The following is a 17,582-nucleotide window of genomic DNA, read 5'->3' as shown; positions in this document are numbered from 1 at the left end:
ATCGCGCCGGGGTGCGTGCGGGGGCGTGAGCAGGAGTGTGAGCGCCACGGAGCGCTGCAGTGGGATTTACCGGTCGGAGCCATGTACTTTCTCGATCGTGCCCGCCTCCAAGAAGACCGCCAGGCGCCCCCTGCTGGTCACCTCAGCCACCCTGCTGTCCTTCTCCCTGGCCTCCCTGCCGATGCTGACGGCCGGCCCGGCCTTCGCGGCGAAGCCGTCACCGAGTCCGAGCGCCTCGCCGTCGGCGACACCCCCGGCGACCATGTCGACCGTCGGCGGCGAGCTGTTGGGCGAGCCCGGCACCCATGCCAGTCTCGGCAGCGACGCGCCCGTGCTGCCCAAGGGCATCAGCGCCCGTTCCTGGATCGTCGCCGACGCCGAGTCGGGCGAGGTGCTGGCGGCGCACAACGCGCACTGGCGGCTGGCTCCCGCGAGCACCCTGAAGATGCTGTTCGCGGACACGCTGCTGCCGAAGTTCAACAAGGACGACGAGCACAAGGTCGTGCCCGCCGATCTGGCGAGCGTGGGCTCGGGCTCCAGCATGGTCGGCATAAAGGAGGACGAGACGTACACCGTGCACGATCTGTGGCTCGGTGTCTTCCTTCGCTCCGGCAACGACGCGGTGCACGTCCTGTCGGCCATGAACGGCGGGGTGAAGCAGACCGTCGCGGACATGAACGCGCACGCCGAGGAACTCCAGGCCCTGGACACGCACGCGGTCAGCCCGGACGGGTACGACGCCAAGGGGCAGGTGTCGTCCGCCTACGATCTGACGCTGATCGCCAGGTCGGGGCTACAGAAGAAGGACTTCCGGGAGTACTGCTCGACCGTCCGGGCGAAGTTCCCCGGCGAGACGAAGAAGGGCAAGAACGGAAAGAAGAGCCGTTCGTCCTTCGAGATCCAGAACACCAACCGACTGCTCACCGGGGACAGCGGTCTCGACTCCTACCAAGGCATCGCGGGTGTGAAGAACGGCAACACCACGAACGCGGGCGCCACGTTCACCGGGGTCGCCGAGCGCGACGGCCGGGTCCTCCTCGTCACCGTCATGCATCCGGAGAAGGAGGAGCACAACCAGGTCTACAAGGAGACCGCGAGCCTCCTCGACTGGGGGTTCAAGGCGGCGGGCAAGGTGACGCCGGTGGGTGAGCTGGTGCCGCCCAAGAGCGCCGACACCTCCGGCGGGGGTGCCGACGAGCCGAGCGCGCAGCCCGGTGCCACCGCGTCGGCGTCCGCCTCCGGCGGGGCGGGCGGCAAGTCGGTCGCCGCGCGTGCCTCCGGCGGGGGCGGCGGGGCCGGGGTCGCCCTCGGGATCATGGGGGGCGTGTTGGTGCTGGTGGCCGGTGCGGTGTTCCTGGTGAACCGGAAGTGGCCGCTGCGGGCGAAGAAGTAGGGGTGGTCCGGGAGCGTCTGCCTGGTTGTTGTCGGATGCGGGGTTCCGGTGCGTGGTGGCTGGTCGCGCCGTTCCCCGCGCCCCTTAGGGGGCGCTGTTCCTGGCCGGGGGCGCCAGGTCCTCTGCGGGCGCGCTCTCCTTGCTGCCCTCCGCCGTCCAGGCCGCGCAGTAGAGCAGGAGCTTGGTGGTGAAGTTGATCCAGAGCAGCAGGGCGATGGGGACGCCGAAGGCGCCGTACATGCTCTTGGAGGCGACGCCCTGGATGTAGCCGCTGAGCAGGAGCTTGAGGAGTTCGAAGCCGACGGCTCCTATGAGGGCGGCGACGACGAGACGGCGGCGCGGCGGCTGAACTCCGGGCAGCACGGTGAGGACGTAGAGGAGGAGCAGGAAGTCGGCCAGGACGGCGACGGCGAACGCGGCGAGGCGCAGCAGGAAGCCGCCCCAGCCGTCGCGGTCGATGCCGAGCTGGTCGGCGAACCGGCTGACGGCCCAGGAGGCGGCGGCGGAAGCGGCCAGGGAGACGAGGACCGCCCCGCCGAGACCGACCAGGAGGCCGGCGTCCTTGCCCTTGGCGACGACGGGGTTCTCCTCGGGGTCCTCCTTCTCCCAGACCGCGCGCAGACAGCCGCGCATCTCGCCGACCCAGCCGATGCCGGTGAACAGCAGCAGCGCGCCCGCGATGATCCCGACCGTGCCGGCGTTGTCGACGAGGCCGGCGATGTCGAGCTGGTCGGAGATACCGGGCACCTGTTCGGCGAGCCGATCCTCCAACTCCCGCTGCTGGTCCTTGCCGAGGGTCGCCGCGACGATGGCCGCCGCCACGGTCAGCAGCGGGAACAGCGCGAGAAAGCTGATGAACGTCATCGCCGCGGCCAGCCGGGTCCACTTCACCCGCTCCAGCCGCTCGTACGACCGCCACGCGTGCGTCGTCATCAGACGCTCCACCAGCGGACCCACCCCGGGAAGCCTTTTCAGCCAGTCCATGATCCGAACTCTGCCCCAGTCGTCGACACCCGATACCGGGTACCCCCACACCGGTTCACGGATCCCCTCCGGACGACATCACTCCCGGCACCGTCGTGAACGGCTCACCGTGACTGATTCACAGGCTCACCGCTGCCGGCTCACCAGTCCGCCACCGCGAGCCCGTACATCGTCAGCCAGACGAGGCCGATGACGGTGAGGGCACGGTCGCACAGGACGACGTCCTCGGGTTCGCCCGCGGTGCCCCGGTCGGCGAAGACGGCGTAGCGGAGGACGGCGAGGACGAAGGCGACCATGGACAGCTGCCGCCAGGGCAGCACGCTCGTGGTGGGGACGCCGCCCTCCTCCAGGGCCCAGAGGCAGTAGCCGAGCACGGCGACGCCGGCGGCCAACTGCCAGACGAAGCGGAGGTATCCGGCCGTGTACTCGGCGAGCAGGGCCCGGGTCGCGCCCGCCCGGTCGGCCAGCTGGACGGCCTCCGAGTAACGCTTGGCGGCGACCATGAACAGCGCGCCGAAACCGGTGGTGATCAGGAACCAGCGCGAGAGGGGGATGCCCAGGGCGATCCCGCCGATCATGGCCCGCATCAGGAACCCGGTGGTGACGACCGCCAGATCGACGACCAGGACGTGCTTGAGGCTGACGCAGTAGGCGAGTTGGAGACCGAGGTACGCCGTCAGCAGCGCGGCGGTGTACGGCGAGCAGAGCCAGGCGGCGGCCGACGGCGCGAGCACGGCCAGGGCGCCCCCGACCCCGTACGCCACCGTTACGGGCACCTGCCCCGAGGCGACCGGACGGTGGCGCTTGACGGGGTGCGCGCGGTCGGCGTCGGCGTCCCGGGCGTCGTTGACGAGGTACACGGCGGCGGCACAGGCGGTGAAGAGGACGAAGACGAGGGGGAGTTGGACGAGCGCGCGGGAGGTGAAGAGCTCCCCGGCGGCCGCGGGCGCGGCGACGACGAGGGTGTTCTTGATCCATTGCCGGGGGCGGGTGGTCCGGAGCAGCCCGCGGAGGAGGCCGGCCGCCGGGGGCGCGTGTCCGGAAAACACCCGGCGCCCGGGAAAGACAGCGCGCCGGGCCGTCATGGGGCTGGTGGTGCGGAGGGTGGGCGCGGCGCTGGTCGGTGTGGCGCCGGGCGTGGTGCGACCGGTGGGGGTGCGGCCGGTCGTGGCGTGGTCGGTCGTGGCGCGGCCGGTCGCGGTGCCGTCGGCTGTTCTGTGGCCGGTCGTCGCGTGGCTGGTCGTAGCACCATCGGCCGTTGCGTGAGCGGCCGTTGTGTCGCCGACCGTCGTGTCGCTGGTCATTGCGTAGCCAGTCGTCACGTGGCCGGTCGTGGCGTGGCCGAACGTCGAGCCCCCCGTCGGCGTACGCCCCGCCACCGTGCGCTCAGCCATCGCCGCTCACCACCCAGCGCGCGCCCAGTCGTGCCGTGAGCGCCCCGAGGGCCACCCCCGCCGCCACGTCCGACGGGTAGTGCACACCGACGACGAGCCGGGAGAGGCACATCGCGGCGGCGAGCGGCGCGGCGGCGGACAGCAGCACGGGGGCGCCCGTGGCTCCGTGGGCCACGACGGCGACCGCGGCCGCCGCCGAACTCGCGTGCGAGCTGGGGAAGGAGTGCCGTCCGACCGTGCGGACGAGGGGCTCGACATGGGCGGGGCGCGGCCGCCGTACGACCCGCTTGACGCCCATGCTGGCCAGATGCGCGCCGGCGGTCAGTGCCGTGCCGCGCAGCCACACGCGACGCCGCTCCCGGTCGACGGCGGCGCCCGCCAGTCCGGCCGCGAGCCACAGCAGACCGTGCTCCCCCACCCGGGACAGCCCGCACGCGGCGCTCGCGACGCGCGGGTCCGCACCACGGGCGTGCAGCGCGGAGAGCAGCCGCCGGTCCAGCCCCCGCACACCCTCGACGACGTCAACTTCATCCATGCGACGCCACTCTTCTAGGCGACCGGCCCGGAGCTACGGCAATCTTGAACGACATCCCACTAATCACCCATTTCGGTGAGGCGACAGAGCGGCCGTGCCGATACGCCCGACTCCTCCCGGTACGCGGCGATACGGTCGCGAGCATGCCAGCCGACGCCGCCTCGACCTCCCCGGCTCCCCCGCCCGCCGGCCCCCACCGCCCCGTCCCGCCCCCCGGTCCAGGCCCCGGCGCTCCCGTCACGGTCACCGGCTGGGGCCGCACCGCCCCGACCGCCGCCCGGGTGCTCCGCCCACGGACGTACGAGGAGGCCTCGGCCGTCGTACGGGCGTGCGGGGCGCACGGGGCGCGGGGCGGGATCGCCCGGGGGCTGGGGCGGGCGTACGGGGACGCGGCGCAGAACGCGGGCGGCGCCGTCCTCGACATGACCGGCCTCGACCGCGTCCACGCCATCGACGCGGACGGCGGCACCGTGCTGTGCGACGCGGGCGTCTCGCTGCACCGGCTGATGGAGGTCCTGCTCCCCCTCGGCTGGTTCGTGCCGGTGACTCCGGGGACCCGTCAGGTGACCGTCGGCGGTGCCATCGCGGCCGACATCCACGGCAAGAACCACCATGTCTCCGGGTCGTTCGCCCGCCATGTCCTGTCCTTCGAACTGCTCACGGCAGACGGCGAGATCCGCACGGTCGTCCCCGGCACCCCGCTCTTCGACGCCACGGCCGGCGGCATGGGCCTCACCGGCGTCGTCCTCACCGCGACCGTCCGCCTCCTGCCCGTCGAGACGTCCTGGATGTCCGTCGACACCGAACGCGCGCGCGACCTCGACGACCTCCTCGCCCGTCTGACCGCCACCGACCGCTACTACCGCTATTCGGTCGCCTGGATCGACCTGCTCGCCCGGGGCGCCGCGACAGGCCGGGCGGTCCTCACCCGCGGCGACCACGCGCCACCGGAGGCACTGGAGGCACTGGAGACGCCCCCGTCCACGGGCCGGGCCCCGTCGTCGCGACCGAGGGGGGCGACGTCCACGCGCGCGCGTGGGGGCCGCTTCTCGGCCGGTGACGCGTTCCGGTTCCGGCGGGACACGACCGCCGGTCCGCTGGAGTTCCGGACCTCCCGCCTGCCCGCCGCCCCCTCCTTCGTCCCGGACGGCCTCCTCGGCCGTACGGCCGTGGGCCTCTTCAACGAGCTCTGGTACCGCCGGGCGCCCCGGGCCCGCACCGACGAACTCCAGCGGCTCTCCACCTTCTTCCACCCCCTCGACGGGGTCCCGCACTGGAACCGGATCTACGGCCGGTCCGGCTTCGTGCAGTACCAGTTCGTCGTCGGACACGGCCGGGAGGAGGTCCTGCGCCGGATCGTGGACCGGATCTCGGCGCGCCGCTGCCCCTCCTTCCTCGCCGTCCTGAAGCGGTTCGGCGAGGGCGACCCCGGCTGGCTGTCCTTCCCGATGCCCGGCTGGACCCTCGCCCTGGACATCCCGGCGAGCCTGCCCGGTCTCGGCGCCTTCCTGGACTCGCTCGACGAGGAGGTCGCGGCCGCCGAGGGCCGCGTCTACCTGGCGAAGGACGCCCGTCTCCGGCCCGAACTGCTGGCCTCGATGTATCCGAGGCTCCCCGAATTCCGCGCACTGCGGGAGGAGTTGGACCCGGGCGGGGTCTTCGTCTCGGACCTGGCCCGCCGTCTCGGCCTGTGAACGCCGTGCCGTGAGCGCGGTGCACCCCTTGTGTCCCCCACACCCAGGAGCTGTCATGAAGGACGCCTTCGGCACCCCCCAGTCCCTGCTGATCCTCGGCGGTACGTCGGACATCGCGCTCGCCACGGCCCGCCGGCTGATCGCCCGCCGCACCCGCACGGTGTGGCTGGCGGGGCGCCCGTCGCAGGCCCTGGAGAACGCGGCCACCCATCTGCGCGGCCTCGGCGCGGAGACCCACACCATCACCTTCGACGCGCTCGACCCCGAGTCCCACGAGGCGATCCTCGGCAAGGTCTTCGCCGAGGGCGACATCGACATGGTCCTGCTCGCCTTCGGCGTCCTCGGCGACCAGGCGAACGACGAGCGCGACCCGGTCTCCGCCGCGCGCGTCGCGCAGACCAACTACACCGGCGCCGTCTCGTCCGCCCTGGTGTGCGCGCGGGCGCTCCAGGCGCAGGGCCACGGCTCCCTGGTCGTGCTGTCCTCCGTCGCCGCCGAGCGGGCCCGCCGCTCCAACTTCATCTACGGCTCCAGCAAGGCCGGCCTCGACACCTTCACACAGGGCCTCGGCGACGCGCTCCACGGCACCGGCGCCCACGTCATGCTCGTCCGCCCCGGCTTCGTCCGCACGAGCATGACGGCGGGCCGCCAGGAGAACCTCTTCGCCACGACGCCGGAGGCCGTGGCCACCGCCATCGAACTGGGCCTGCGCCGCCGCTCGGAGACGGTCTGGGTCCCGGGCTCGCTACGCCTGGTGATGGCGGCCCTGAGGCACGTACCGAGGGCGCTCTTCCGCCGCCTGCCGCTCTAGAAGGGCCGCGCACCTCTCGTCTCAGGGGCGCGGGGAACTACGCGAACAACCCCAGCGCCCCGCGACCCACCTCAGCGCGCGGGAAGCGTCGTGTCCCCGACCGGCGCCCCCGCCTGCGGCGGCACCACGGACCCCCCGAACGCGAACTCCCGCAGCTTGCGCCAGACGCCGTCGGACCCCTGCTCGTAGAGCGCGAACCCGGTGCAGGGCCACTCGGCCTCGTACCCGGCGAGCTCCTCGAACGCCCGGTCCATCGCCTCCTCGGCGATGCCGTGCGCCACGGTGACATGCGGGTGGTACGGGAAGTTCAACTCGCGTGCCACCGGCCCCGAGGCGTCCCGGACCTGCTTCTGCAACCAGGTGCAGGCCTCGGCGCCCTCGACGACCCGCACGTACACGACGGGCGACAGCGGGCGGAAGGTGCCCGTGCCGGACAGCCGCATCGGGAAGGGCCGCCCGGCCGCCGCGACCTCCCGGAGATGCTGCTCGATCGCCGGGATGTCGGCGTCCTCGACCTCGGTCGGCGGCAGCAACGTGACATGGGTGGGGATGCCGTGAGCCGCGGCGTCGCCGAAGCCCGCGCGCCGCTCCTGGAGCTGGCTGCCGTGGGGCTCCGGGACCGCGATCGACACACCGATCGTTACGGTCCCCACGTCGTCTCCTGTCGTCGAGTCATGCGAGTTGTCGTAGTCCTTGTCAGCCACGGTCCGTCGTGCCTGTCGTCGGTCGTACGGACAGTCGGTCGTCCAGCCTGTCGGTCGCACGGACAATCGATGTACGGCCTGTCGGTCGTACCGGCTGTCCGTCGTACCGGCTATCGACTGTACGGCCACGGCGGTCCTCCGGGCAGGCGCAGCGGGAGTGATGTGCGGCGCTGTCGGTGGTGCGACCGGTGGTGCGACAGGCGCTCGGGGGCAGAGGTGGTGCGGCTCAGTGCTTGGCGGGCAGGAAGCCCACCGCGTCGTACACCTGGGCGAGCGTCTCCGCCGCGACCGCGCGCGCCTTCTCGGCCCCCTCGGCCAGGATCGAGTCGAGCGTCTCCGGGTCGTCCAGATGCTGCTGGGTGCGCTCCCGGAACGGCGTCACGAACTCGACCATGACCTCGGCGAGGTCCGTCTTGAGCGCACCGTAGCCCTTGCCGACGTACTTCTGCTCCAGTTCCGCGATACCCGCCCCCGTGAGGGTCGAGTAGATGCTCAGCAGGTTGCTGACACCCGGCTTCTCCGCGGTGTCGAAGCGGACCACCGTGTCGGTGTCGGTGACCGCGCTCTTGACCTTCTTGGCGGTGGCCTTCGGATCGTCGAGCAGGTTGATCAACCCCTTCGGGGTCGACGCGGACTTGCTCATCTTGATCGCGGGGTCCTGGAGGTCGTAGATCTTCGCCGTCTCCTTCAGGATGTACGGCTTCGGGATCGTGAAGGTCTCGCCGAAGCGGCCGTTGAAGCGCTCGGCGAGGTCACGGGTCAGCTCGATGTGCTGGCGCTGGTCCTCGCCGACCGGCACCTCGTTCGCCTGGTAGAGCAGGATGTCCGCGACCTGGAGGATCGGGTACGTGAAGAGGCCGACGCTCGCGCGGTCGGCGCCCTGCTTGGCGGACTTGTCCTTGAACTGGGTCATACGGGAGGCCTCGCCGAAGCCGGTGAGGCAGTTCATGACCCAGCCGAGCTGCGCGTGCTCGGGGACGTGGCTCTGGACGAAGAGCGTGCAGCGCTCCGGGTCGAGACCGGCGGCGAGCAGCTGCGCGGCGGCGAGCCTGGTGTTGGCGCGCAGGGCCGCGGGGTCCTGCGCGACGGTGATCGCGTGCAGGTCGACGACCATGTAGAACGCGTCGTGGGACTCCTGCAGGGCCACCCACTGGCGGACGGCGCCGAGGTAGTTGCCGAGGTGGAACGAGCCGGCGGTGGGCTGGATGCCGGAGAGCACGCGGGGTCGATCAGAGGCCATGCTCACCATTCTCTCAGGTATCGGGGGCCGTTCCGGAACCGACCGGAAACAGATGTGACACGGGTGGGAACCGATCCGGTCCGGGCGGTGTACCCATGATGTGAGAACGCGGGAGGGGGGCCGCATCGTCGATGAGGCCGCGGTGATCGCACGCGTACGCGCCGGGGAGCCGGAGGCCTATGCGGAGCTGGTGCGCGCCCATACGGGCATCGCGCTGCGGGCGGCGCGGGCGCTCGGCGCCGGAGCGGACGCGGAGGACGTGGTGCAGCAGGCCTTCTTCAAGGCCTACTGCACACTGGGCCGCTTCCGGGACGGTGCCGCGTTCCGGCCGTGGCTCCTGTCGATCGTGGCCAATGAGACGAGGAACACAGTGCGGACAGCGGGGCGCCAGCGGTCGCTGGCCGACCGGGAGGCCGCCTTCGTCGAGGCCGAGCCGCTGATACCGCCCTCGGCCGACCCGGCGGTCGCCGCGCTGGAGATAGAGCGGCGTGTCGCGCTTCTGGGCGCCCTGGAGAGGCTGAGCGAGGAACACCGGCTGGTCGTCACCTACCGCTATCTGCTGGAGATGGACGAGCCCGAGACGGCGGCCGCGCTGGGCTGGCCCCGAGGCACGGTGAAATCCCGCCTGAGCCGAGCACTGCGCAAGCTGAGCCGCCTCCTGCCGGAATGCGAGCCGGGGGAAGCGCTGGGCCGGAAGGGGGGAGGGGGTGAGGGGCGTGCGTGAACCGGGCGGGGACGAGGAGTGGGGGCCCGGCGAGGAGCGGGGGCCGGGCGAGGACCCGGGTCGTGCCGAGGCGCGGGGTCGAGGACGGTGGCGGGACGGGGGGGACACGGAGGGTGAGGTGCGTGACGCCCGGTTGCCCGGGGAGTTGCGGGCGCTCGGGCGGGCGCTGGACCGGCCGGGGAGCGACGGGGACGAGACCATGGTCGAGCGCGTCCTCCAGCAGATACTCGCCGAGCGGGTGCCCACGCCGGTGCCCGAGCCGCCGGGGCCCGGGGAGCGGCTGCGGGCGGTGCGCCGGTGGGCCCGGACACGGTGGCGCGCGCTGATCGCCGCGCTGTGCGGGTTGCTCACGGCCCTCGTCCTCACCCCTCCGGTGCGGGCGGCGGTCGCCGACTGGTTCCGCTTCGGCGGGGTCGAGGTGCGGTACGACCCGTCGGCGACACCTTCGCCGGGCGCGAGGGTGCCCGGCTGCCCGGAGCCTGTCTCGCTCGCCGAGGCCGGGCGGCGGGCCGGGTTCGCTCCGCTCGTGCCGGGCGCGCTCGGCAGTCCGGACGCGGTGTCGGTCACCCGCGCGCCGAAGGACCGCTTCGTGATCACCCTCTGCTGGGACGAGCGCGGAGGGACCGTCCGGCTCGACGAGTACGCGGCCCGGCTGGCCCCCGAGTACGGCAAGACCGTGGCCGGTGAGCAGGCCGTCGAGTGGGTCGCGCTGGACGGGGTCGCGTACGACGCGCTGTGGTTCCCCGAGCCGCACCTGCTGCGCTTCTGGATGACCTCGGAGGACGGCTCCCGCCTCACCCGCTCCGAGCGGACGGCGGGGCCCACCCTGCTGTGGGTCCACGACGACGCGTTCACGCTGCGGCTGGAGGGCGTGGAGTCGAAGGCGCGGGCGCGGGAGATCGCGAACTCGCTGGACTGATCGGTCCCGGCCGGATGGGAACCCCGGCGGTTCGAGCGGTGTACCAGGAATGACACCGCGAGTGCGGAGAGGCCGCACCGGGATCGATGGGGGTGTCGGATGCGTGGACTGCGACAACTGACGGCGGCGGTGGGCGCGTTGCTGACGGCGTTGGCCCTGGTGCTGCTGGGGGCTCCGCCGTCGGCGGCCGGCGGACCGACCAGCGTCCTGCTGGTCTCTCCGACCAGCCAGCGGACGGCTTCGCTGTACGGCACACACGAGGAGTACGACGACCTGGAGCGGCTTCTCGCCCGCGCGGGCGGCGAGCTCGACCGGAGCGGGGAGAAGGCCCCGGAGTGGGGCCGGGAGGAGATATGGGGGGAGCGGATCGGCGGCATCGTCAGCGTGACGTGGATGCTCCACGACGTGACGCCGTGGCGGCTGGACCGGGTCTACACCGCCGCGCCGGACACCAAGGGCATCTGGATCCACACGACGCTCCTCACCGGCGAAGAGCCCTCGAGTTCCCCGGGCGCCGGGGTCTGGCACAGGGCGAAGCAGCCGGACCAGCTGCGGAAACTTCTCTCCGGCCTGGAGATCACGGGCCCGACCCGTAGTGATCCGGCCCCCGGAGCCCCGGAGCAGGACGAGCCCCCTGCGGGCGACACGACGGCCGGGGCTTCAGCCGGAAGGGCCGGGGCGAGCGGGACGGCCGGGGCAGCCGCCGAGGTCAGGTCCGCGGCCGGCACGCCCGGTCCGGCCGACGGCGCCCACTGGGCGATACCCGCCCTGGCCCTGGGCCTGCTCCTCGGCGCAGGCGGTGCCACGGCCCTGCTGCGCCGCGCGGCGGCCCGGAACGGGTCCGGGCCGCCGCGGGAGCCCCGTCAGGAGCTGCTGGACGTCTGAGCGGCGGCGGTCGTGAGGCCGCCCGCCGCCGGGTGGCGGTCAGCGGGCCGGGTCAGCCGAGGTCGATCTCCGGGTACAGCGGGAAGCCGGCGACGAGGTCGGTGGCGCGACGGGAGATCTCGTCGGCGACCTTCGCGTCGAGGACGTGCTGGGCCTTGGAGGGGGCGCCGGACTTGGTGGTGCCGGGCTCGGCAGTGGCGAGGACGCGGTCGATGAGGCCGGCGACCTCGTCCATCTCGCCGGTGCCGAGCCCACGCGTCGTGAGCGCGGGCGTGCCGATGCGGATGCCGGAGGTGTACCAGGCGCCGTTCGGGTCGGCCGGGATGGCGTTGCGGTTGGTGACGATGCCGGAGTCGAGCAGCGCGGCCTCGGCCTGGCGGCCGGTGAGTCCGTAGGAGGTGGCGACGTCGATCAGGTTGAGATGGTTGTCGGTGCCGCCGGTGACCAGGGTGGCACCACGGCGCATCAGCCCCTCGGCGAGGGCGCGGGAGTTGTCGACGATGCGCTGGGCGTAGTCCTGGAAGGCGGGCTGACGGGCCTCCGCGAGGGCGACGGCCTTGGCGGCCATGACATGCGGAAGGGGGCCGCCGAGGACCATCGGGCAGCCTCGGTCGACCTGGTCCTTGAGGGAGTCGTCGCACAGGACCATGCCGCCGCGCGGGCCGCGCAGCGACTTGTGGGTGGTCGTGGTGACGATCTGGGCGTGCGGTACGGGATCGAAGTCGCCGGTGAGGACCTTGCCGGCGACGAGGCCCGCGAAGTGCGCCATGTCCACCATGAGCGTGGCGCCGACCTCGTCGGCGATCTCGCGCATGATCCGGAAGTTCACCAGACGGGGGTAGGCGGAGTAGCCGGCGACGATGATCAGCGGCTTGAAGTCGCGCGCGGAGGCGCGCAGGGCCTCGTAGTCGATGAGGCCGGTGGTGGGGTCGGTGCCGTAGGAGCGCTGATCGAACATCTTGCCGGAGATGTTCGGGCGGAAGCCGTGGGTGAGGTGGCCGCCGGCGTCCAGGGACATGCCGAGCATGCGCTGGTTGCCGAAGGCCTGGCGGAGCTCGGCCCAGTCGGCGTCGGAGAGGTCGTTGACCTGGCGGGCGCCGGCCTTCTCCAGGAAGGGGACCTCGACGCGGTCGGCGAGGACGGACCAGAAGGCGACCAGGTTGGCGTCGATGCCGGAGTGCGGCTGAACGTAGGCGTGGCGGGCGCCGAAGAGTTCCTTGGCGTGCTCGGCGGCGAGGGACTCGACGGTGTCGACGTTGCGGCAGCCGGCGTAGAAGCGACGGCCGACGGTGCCCTCGGCGTACTTGTCGCTGAACCAGTTGCCCATGGTCAGGAGGGTGGCCGGGGAGGCGTAGTTCTCGGAGGCGATCAACTTGAGCATCTCGCGCTGGTCGCTGACCTCCTGGCCGATGGCGTCGGCCACCCGCGGCTCGACGGCGCGGATCACATCGAGGGCGGCACGGAAGGCGGTGGACTCGTGGGAGAGGGGCTCGGCTGACATGGGGACCTCCGGACGTTGCGTTCAGCGTTCACGGTACGGCCCAGGCGCACGGCACTCATCTTCCCCGGGCCGCTCCCCGATGGTCCATCCCATCCCAGCGCGCCAGTCACGACCCGCCGTCCACCCTATCGGGCGGTCCGGAGCGGCGGGCCGGGACGTCCACCATTCGAACGACGGGAGAAGGCAGGCGTGTCAGAAGATCATCAGAGGATCACATGCGGGAGGAAGCGGGCGTACTCGTCGGTGACCAGGCCCGAGGACTCTCGGATACCGAGCCCCGCGGACTCGTTCTCGACGACCCAGGCGCCGAGGACGACGTGGTTGTCGTCGAAGGCCGGGAGGGGGGCCAACTCCTGGTAGCAGCAGGGTTCTTCGCGGAGCGCGACGACCGTGTCGGGGGCGTGGAGGGTGACACCGGCGCCCTCGCGGCCGAGGAGGGGTTTGGCGACGTAGCCGGTGGTGGCGGCCAGTTCGCGGGGGCCGTCGAGATAGGCGGGGAGGAGGTTGGGGTGGCCGGGGAACAGCTCCCAGAGGACGGCGAGGAGGGCCTTGTTGCTGAGGAGCATCTTCCAGGCGGGTTCGATCCACATCGTGGTCCCGGTGCCGCCGCCGTTGTCGAGGGTGGCGAGGACATGGGAGGCGAAGCGGTCGGTGGTGAGCCACTCCCAGGGGTAGAGCTTGAAGATGCTGCGGATGAAGCGGAGCTTCTTGTCGACGAAGCGTTCGGAGAGGCGGTCCCAGCCGATGTCCTCCATGGAGATCCAGTCGGTGGTGAGTCCGGCCTGTTCGGCGGTCTCCTTCAGATAGGCGACCGTCATCAGGTCCTCGCCGAGCTCGTCGCCGGCGGAGTGCGCGAAGTAGAGGGGGCTGCCCGGCGGCAGGAGGGGAGCCTGCTTCCCCCAGGCGTCGACGAGGCGTTCGTGGAGGGAGTTCCACTGGTCGGCGCCCGGGAAGCGTTGCTCCATCCAGAACCACTGGGGGCTGGCCGCCTCGACGAGCGAGGTCGGGGTGTCGGCGTTGTACTCCAGCATCTTGGCGGGGCCGGTCCCGTCGTAGCGGAGGTCGAAGCGGCCGTAGAGGGACGGCAGTTCGTCCCGTCGGCGCCACGCCTCGGCGACGAGGCCGACGAGGCGCGGGTCGGTGATGCCGAGGTCGGCGAAGCGGTCCTCGGCCACGATGTGTTCGGCCGCCGCCAGGCACATCCCGTGCAGCTCCTCGACGACCTCCTCCAGCGCCTCGACCTCGGGGAGCGAGAAGACGTAGTACGCGCTCTCGTCCCAGTACGGGCGCAGGGAGCCGTCGGGGTGGCGGGTCAGGGGATAGATGAGCCCCTGTTCCTCGACGGTCTCCTGCCAGCCAGGCCGGGGTTCGATGGTGCGGCGTTCCATGGTGCTGCCTCGTCCGCCGGCTCAGCCGCCGCTGGAGCCGGAGCCGTCACCGTCGCCCGAGCAGCCGAAGCCGTCCCGGTCGACGGCCTCGCTGCGGCTGAAGGTGCCGTAGTCGGCGCGGCCGCCGCTGACGTCCGCGTCGTAGTACCAGGCGGCGTCGACCGAGCCGGACTGGCTGCGGTTGCCGCTGCTGTTGCTCTTGCGGTTCTTGCCGTACGACGAGGAGCTGGAGCCCGAGTTGCAGTTCTTGTCGGCGATGATCTTGTAGCCGTTGGCGTAGTCGTAGCTGTCGCGGTCCACGCAGCGGCGGTCCGGATCGGAACCGCAGGAGGTCAGGGCCGCCGCGACGACGCCCATCCCCCCGAGTACGACCGTGCTGGACCGCAGCCGCCTGCGCTGCTCTCCCATGTGTGCTCCCCCGTAGGACTCGTGAGCCCCGTTGTACCGGGGCCGGTCCGCGATGCGTGCGCGAGAACCGGCCACCCGCTTATATGCGCTTTACCGGCGCTCAGACTAGTGATCGACTCCCGCGGAGGGCCAACCGGGGGCGATCCGCCGCCAGCGAGCGGACGGCCTGGGCGCGCAGGGCGTCGGCGAGTTCGGGGGAGGCCGCTGCGTCCAGGGTGAAGTCGGTGTCGACCGAAGTGATCATCCAGGCGAGGTCGCGCGGGGTCTCGGCGCCCAGGTGCAGCAGACAGCGGCCGTCGTCGAGGCGTACGGGCTCACGGACTCCCCCGTGGGGCAACTGGCCTGGATCGTCGAGAAGTTCAAGGAGCTCACGGATCCCGAGGACGGGCTCCCCGAGGACAGCGTCGACCGGGACCGCATGCTGACCAACGTCTCGCTGTACTGGTTCACCGGCACGGCCGCGTCGGCCGCGCAGATCTACTACGAGGAGATCTCCGCGAGTTCCTGGGGCGAGACGGGCGGTGGGGGCGCGAAGGTACCCACCGCCGTGCTGGTCTCGGCGCACGATGTGGCGGTCCGGCTCTGGGCCGAGCGGGACCACGACATCGTGCGGTGGACCGAACTCGACCGCGGGGGCCACTTCCTCTCCCTGGAGGCCCCAGAGGCATTCGTCGTGGACGTCCGGGAGTTCTTCCGCGACCTTTGGAGCAGGTGAAGCAGGTCGCGGTGAAGGTGAGAGGTGGAGGTGGAGGGTCACGACAGGGGGCGCGTACGGGGGACTCGTAAGGGGGGCTCGGGTTCCGGAAGGCCGCCCCTGTGCTCACCCCTGTACGCAGGTCGCTCCCGCCGGGCACAGGGAGTCGACCGCCATGGTGACCGGTTTGCGCAGTGTGTCGAGCGGGGTCGACTCGGGGGCGCTGAGGCGGACGCCGTAGATCTGGTCGTCGGCCGTGCGGAAGCGGTGGTCGACGACCTGACGGGGGCCCAGATCGCCGTCACCGTCGAAGCGGTAGACGACCTCGGCGAAGCTGTCGTCGTCGGCGGTGGCGCGGTCGATGACGCGGTAGCCGGGGAGGCGGGCGAAGCCGTAGTTCTCGTTCTCGGCCAGGTCCATGGACTCGGCGGGGCTGCCCTCGCTGATCTGGAAGAGCTGGAGGATCCGGCTGCCGTCCGGGGACTCGTACGTCACGACGGGGGGTTTGCCCGCCGGCGTCTTCGCGGTCCGGTCCCAGCCGGAGGGCACGTAGACGGTGAAGCCCGCCGGGTCGTCGGAGCGTACGTAGCCGGGGGCGCCGTCGCTCCCCTTCTCACCCCCGTCCGCGCCCTGGACCGTACCGCCGTCCCCCGCGTCGTCCTCGTCCCCGGTGTCCGACCGCTTCGGGGTGGCCGGGGCGGTGGTCCCGCCGTCCTCGGGGCCCGCCGCCGAGACGGAGGGCGGAGGCGTGGAGGCGGAGGTGTCCGTGGCCGCCGTACGGGCCGGGTCGTCGTCCCAGGACAGGGACCACACCCCGAATCCGATGCCGCCGCCGAGCAGCGCGGCCAGTGCGACGATGGCCACCGTGCGCGGCCAGGGGCTGCCGCCCCGTCCGGAAGGCTCGTCCACCCAGCGCCCCTGGTGCGGGTCCCAGCGCGTCATCCCGTCCCCCTTGCCGACGTCGGCTCCTCATGACGTGCGTAGCCAGACGATAGCGGCGAACACGCCGAACAGGCCCCGTCCTGGCTGAAACCGGGACAGGGCCTGCATGGGCGAGCTAAGGGGAGGTCGTCCCCGGGAGGGCTGCTCAGATGAGGCCGAGCGCGCGAACCGCCTCGCGCTCCTCCGCCAGCTCCTGGACCGAGGCGTCGATCCGGGCGCGGGAGAACTCGTTGATCTCCAGGCCCTGGACGATCTCGTACTTGCCGTCCTTCACGGTGACCGGGAAGGAGGAGATGAGGCCCTCGGCCACACCGTAGGAACCGTCGGACGGGATGCCCATGGAGGCCCAGTCGCCCTCGGCGGTGCCGTTGACCCAGGTGTAGACGTGGTCGATGGCGGCGTTGGCGGCGGAGGCGGCCGACGAGGCGCCACGGGCCTCGATGATCGCGGCGCCACGCTTGGCGACGGTCGGGATGAAGTCCTCGGCGAGCCACTTCTCGTCGCCCACGACCTCGGCGGCGTTCTTGCCGGCGACCGTGGCGTGGAAGATGTCCGGGTACTGGGTCGCGGAGTGGTTGCCCCAGATCGTGAGCTTCTTGATCTCGGAGACCGGGACGCCCGTCTTCTTCGACAGCTGGGTCAGCGCGCGGTTGTGGTCCAGGCGGGTCATCGCGGTGAAGCGCTCGGCCGGGACGTCCGGCGCGGCGGCCTGGGCGATGAGGGCGTTGGTGTTGGCCGGGTTGCCGACGACGAGGACCTTGATGTCGTCCGCCGCGTGGTCGTTGATGGCCTTGCCCTGCGGCTTGAAGATGCCGCCGTTGGCCTCGAGCAGGTCGCCGCGCTCCATGCCCTTGGTGCGGGGGCGGGCGCCGACGAGCAGGCCTACGTTGGCGCCGTCGAACGCCACGTTCGGGTCGTCCGTGATGTCGATGCCGGCCAGGAGCGGGAAGGCGCAGTCGTCGAGTTCCATGGCGGTGCCCTCGGCGGCCTTGAGCGCCGGGGTGATCTCCAGGAGGCGGAGCTTGACCGGCACGTCCGCGCCGAGCAGCTGGCCGGAGGCGATGCGGAAGAGCAGGGCGTAACCGATCTGGCCGGCCGCGCCGGTGACGGTGACGTTCACGGGAGTGCGGGTCATGGCGTTCTCCGTATGACAGCTGGCGGTGGGGCGTCCCCGCCCCGTGGGACGTACAAATGATCGATCTCTTGGCGTCAAGAGAGATCGGTGGTCAGGCTATCGCGCATCCGGGATCCCGGACGGCCGGGGTTCGTGTGGCCCACCCCACAAATCGCGCCGCGGGGAGGCCGACACGAAAGAGGCGGCCGCCGGTCCGGGGGGGGGTGGGACCAGGCGGCCGCCTGTGGGGGG

Annotated in this window: 18 protein-coding genes and 1 riboswitch; of the genes, 7 read left to right on the top strand and 11 right to left on the bottom strand. The window is 71.9% G+C overall.

Annotated features, from left to right (window positions below):
- Positions 1-97: 97 nt before the first annotated feature.
- Positions 98-1,393 carry a D-alanyl-D-alanine carboxypeptidase family protein gene (locus HW837_RS21785; protein WP_045559563.1) on the top strand — a complete coding sequence of 432 codons (1,296 nt, stop codon included), beginning with the start codon at positions 98-100 and terminating at the stop codon, positions 1,391-1,393.
- A gap of 84 nt (positions 1,394-1,477) precedes the next feature.
- Here the strand turns inward: HW837_RS21785 and HW837_RS21780 are convergent, their stop codons facing one another.
- From HW837_RS21780 to HW837_RS21770, 3 genes are all read right to left on the bottom strand, one after another.
- Entirely contained in the window at positions 1,478-2,377 is a 900-nt protein-coding gene (locus HW837_RS21780; RefSeq protein ID WP_045559562.1) for a YihY/virulence factor BrkB family protein, read from the bottom strand.
- Between the two features lie 140 nt (positions 2,378-2,517).
- A complete protein-coding gene (locus HW837_RS21775) occupies positions 2,518-3,462 on the bottom strand; it encodes a decaprenyl-phosphate phosphoribosyltransferase (RefSeq protein WP_193380590.1) in 945 nt (314 codons plus the stop codon).
- Between the two features lie 301 nt (positions 3,463-3,763).
- Complete coding sequence (locus tag HW837_RS21770) at positions 3,764-4,306, bottom strand: phosphatase PAP2 family protein (RefSeq protein WP_045559561.1); 543 nt, start codon at positions 4,304-4,306, stop codon at positions 3,764-3,766.
- Positions 4,307-4,449: 143 nt separating this feature from the next.
- Here HW837_RS21770 and HW837_RS21765 point away from each other — a divergent pair, with 143 nt between their 5' ends.
- Positions 4,450-6,000 carry an FAD-binding oxidoreductase gene (locus HW837_RS21765; protein ID WP_193380576.1) on the top strand — a complete coding sequence of 517 codons (1,551 nt, stop codon included), beginning with the start codon at positions 4,450-4,452 and terminating at the stop codon, positions 5,998-6,000.
- Positions 6,001-6,055: 55 nt separating this feature from the next.
- Complete coding sequence (locus HW837_RS21760; protein ID WP_193380575.1) at positions 6,056-6,811, top strand: decaprenylphospho-beta-D-erythro-pentofuranosid-2-ulose 2-reductase; 756 nt, start codon at positions 6,056-6,058, stop codon at positions 6,809-6,811.
- 71 nt (positions 6,812-6,882) lie between these two features.
- Here the strand turns inward: HW837_RS21760 and HW837_RS21755 are convergent, their stop codons facing one another.
- Both HW837_RS21755 and trpS read right to left on the bottom strand, forming a co-directional pair.
- Positions 6,883-7,464, bottom strand: coding sequence for a 2'-5' RNA ligase family protein (locus tag HW837_RS21755; RefSeq protein ID WP_045559558.1), 582 nt, complete (start codon positions 7,462-7,464; stop codon positions 6,883-6,885).
- A 277-nt stretch (positions 7,465-7,741) separates the two neighbouring features.
- Positions 7,742-8,755 (bottom strand): tryptophan--tRNA ligase, encoded by a 1,014-nt coding sequence (gene trpS, locus HW837_RS21750; RefSeq protein ID WP_045559624.1) that lies wholly within the window; start codon positions 8,753-8,755, stop codon positions 7,742-7,744.
- Between the two features lie 100 nt (positions 8,756-8,855).
- Here trpS and HW837_RS21745 point away from each other — a divergent pair, with 100 nt between their 5' ends.
- The 3 genes from HW837_RS21745 (at position 8,856) to HW837_RS21735 (ending at position 11,283) form a co-directional block, all read left to right on the top strand.
- A complete protein-coding gene (locus tag HW837_RS21745) occupies positions 8,856-9,479 on the top strand; it encodes an RNA polymerase sigma factor (RefSeq protein WP_078853641.1) in 624 nt (207 codons plus the stop codon).
- A gap of 118 nt (positions 9,480-9,597) precedes the next feature.
- Positions 9,598-10,398, top strand: coding sequence for a hypothetical protein (locus HW837_RS21740; protein WP_045559556.1), 801 nt, complete (start codon positions 9,598-9,600; stop codon positions 10,396-10,398).
- A gap of 99 nt (positions 10,399-10,497) precedes the next feature.
- Positions 10,498-11,283, top strand: a complete 786-nt coding sequence (locus HW837_RS21735) for a hypothetical protein (RefSeq protein ID WP_045559555.1) — start codon at positions 10,498-10,500, stop codon at positions 11,281-11,283.
- 52 nt (positions 11,284-11,335) lie between these two features.
- On the opposite strand, the gene HW837_RS21730 is transcribed toward HW837_RS21735, so the two are convergent.
- The 4 genes from HW837_RS21730 to HW837_RS21715 form a co-directional block, all read right to left on the bottom strand.
- Positions 11,336-12,784 (bottom strand): glycine hydroxymethyltransferase, encoded by a 1,449-nt coding sequence (locus HW837_RS21730; protein ID WP_045559554.1) that lies wholly within the window; start codon positions 12,782-12,784, stop codon positions 11,336-11,338.
- 31 nt (positions 12,785-12,815) lie between these two features.
- Positions 12,816-12,904: riboswitch (ZMP/ZTP riboswitch) on the bottom strand.
- An 83-nt stretch (positions 12,905-12,987) separates the two neighbouring features.
- Positions 12,988-14,172 carry a glutathionylspermidine synthase family protein gene (locus HW837_RS21725; RefSeq protein ID WP_045559553.1) on the bottom strand — a complete coding sequence of 395 codons (1,185 nt, stop codon included), beginning with the start codon at positions 14,170-14,172 and terminating at the stop codon, positions 12,988-12,990.
- Positions 14,173-14,193: 21 nt separating this feature from the next.
- Entirely contained in the window at positions 14,194-14,580 is a 387-nt protein-coding gene (locus tag HW837_RS21720; protein WP_045559552.1) for a hypothetical protein, read from the bottom strand.
- Between the two features lie 100 nt (positions 14,581-14,680).
- Complete coding sequence (locus HW837_RS21715) at positions 14,681-14,917, bottom strand: hypothetical protein (protein WP_177261937.1); 237 nt, start codon at positions 14,915-14,917, stop codon at positions 14,681-14,683.
- Between HW837_RS21715 and HW837_RS21710 the strand changes: the two genes are divergently transcribed.
- Positions 14,909-15,295 (top strand): alpha/beta fold hydrolase, encoded by a 387-nt coding sequence (locus tag HW837_RS21710; RefSeq protein ID WP_196789446.1) that lies wholly within the window; start codon positions 14,909-14,911, stop codon positions 15,293-15,295. The two genes, HW837_RS21715 and HW837_RS21710, sit on opposite strands and share 9 nt — an antisense overlap.
- A gap of 105 nt (positions 15,296-15,400) precedes the next feature.
- On the opposite strand, the gene HW837_RS21705 is transcribed toward HW837_RS21710, so the two are convergent.
- Both HW837_RS21705 and HW837_RS21700 read right to left on the bottom strand, forming a co-directional pair.
- On the bottom strand, positions 15,401-16,216 hold the full coding sequence (locus tag HW837_RS21705; protein ID WP_045559551.1) for a hypothetical protein: 816 nt from the start codon (positions 16,214-16,216) through the stop codon (positions 15,401-15,403).
- A gap of 145 nt (positions 16,217-16,361) precedes the next feature.
- Positions 16,362-17,351 carry a malate dehydrogenase gene (locus tag HW837_RS21700; protein WP_045559550.1) on the bottom strand — a complete coding sequence of 330 codons (990 nt, stop codon included), beginning with the start codon at positions 17,349-17,351 and terminating at the stop codon, positions 16,362-16,364.
- Between the last annotated feature and the right edge of the window lie 231 nt (positions 17,352-17,582).

This window comes from Streptomyces caniscabiei, assembly GCF_014930365.1.
Taxonomy (GTDB): Bacteria; Actinomycetota; Actinomycetes; order Streptomycetales; family Streptomycetaceae; genus Streptomyces; species Streptomyces caniscabiei.
The sequence above is the reverse complement of the archived record's forward strand: the minus strand, read 5'-3'. Positions and strand labels throughout refer to the sequence as shown.

Excerpts from the sequence above, each read along its gene's own strand:
- HW837_RS21775 (WP_193380590.1), bottom strand. The coding sequence starts at position 3,462 with ATGACGGCCCGGCGCGCTGTCTTTCCCGGGCGCCGGGTGTTTTCCGGA.
- HW837_RS21770 (WP_045559561.1), bottom strand. The coding sequence starts at position 4,306 with ATGGATGAAGTTGACGTCGTCGAGGGTGTGCGGGGGCTGGACCGGCGG.
- HW837_RS21725 (WP_045559553.1), bottom strand. The coding sequence starts at position 14,172 with ATGGAACGCCGCACCATCGAACCCCGGCCTGGCTGGCAGGAGACCGTC.
- trpS (WP_045559624.1), bottom strand. The coding sequence starts at position 8,755 with ATGGCCTCTGATCGACCCCGCGTGCTCTCCGGCATCCAGCCCACCGCC.
- HW837_RS21760 (WP_193380575.1), top strand. The coding sequence starts at position 6,056 with ATGAAGGACGCCTTCGGCACCCCCCAGTCCCTGCTGATCCTCGGCGGT.
- HW837_RS21765 (WP_193380576.1), top strand. The coding sequence starts at position 4,450 with ATGCCAGCCGACGCCGCCTCGACCTCCCCGGCTCCCCCGCCCGCCGGC.
- HW837_RS21720 (WP_045559552.1), bottom strand. The coding sequence starts at position 14,580 with ATGGGAGAGCAGCGCAGGCGGCTGCGGTCCAGCACGGTCGTACTCGGG.
- HW837_RS21705 (WP_045559551.1), bottom strand. The coding sequence starts at position 16,216 with ATGACGCGCTGGGACCCGCACCAGGGGCGCTGGGTGGACGAGCCTTCC.
- HW837_RS21780 (WP_045559562.1), bottom strand. The coding sequence starts at position 2,377 with ATGGACTGGCTGAAAAGGCTTCCCGGGGTGGGTCCGCTGGTGGAGCGT.
- HW837_RS21735 (WP_045559555.1), top strand. The coding sequence starts at position 10,498 with ATGCGTGGACTGCGACAACTGACGGCGGCGGTGGGCGCGTTGCTGACG.
- HW837_RS21730 (WP_045559554.1), bottom strand. The coding sequence starts at position 12,784 with ATGTCAGCCGAGCCCCTCTCCCACGAGTCCACCGCCTTCCGTGCCGCC.
- HW837_RS21700 (WP_045559550.1), bottom strand. The coding sequence starts at position 17,351 with ATGACCCGCACTCCCGTGAACGTCACCGTCACCGGCGCGGCCGGCCAG.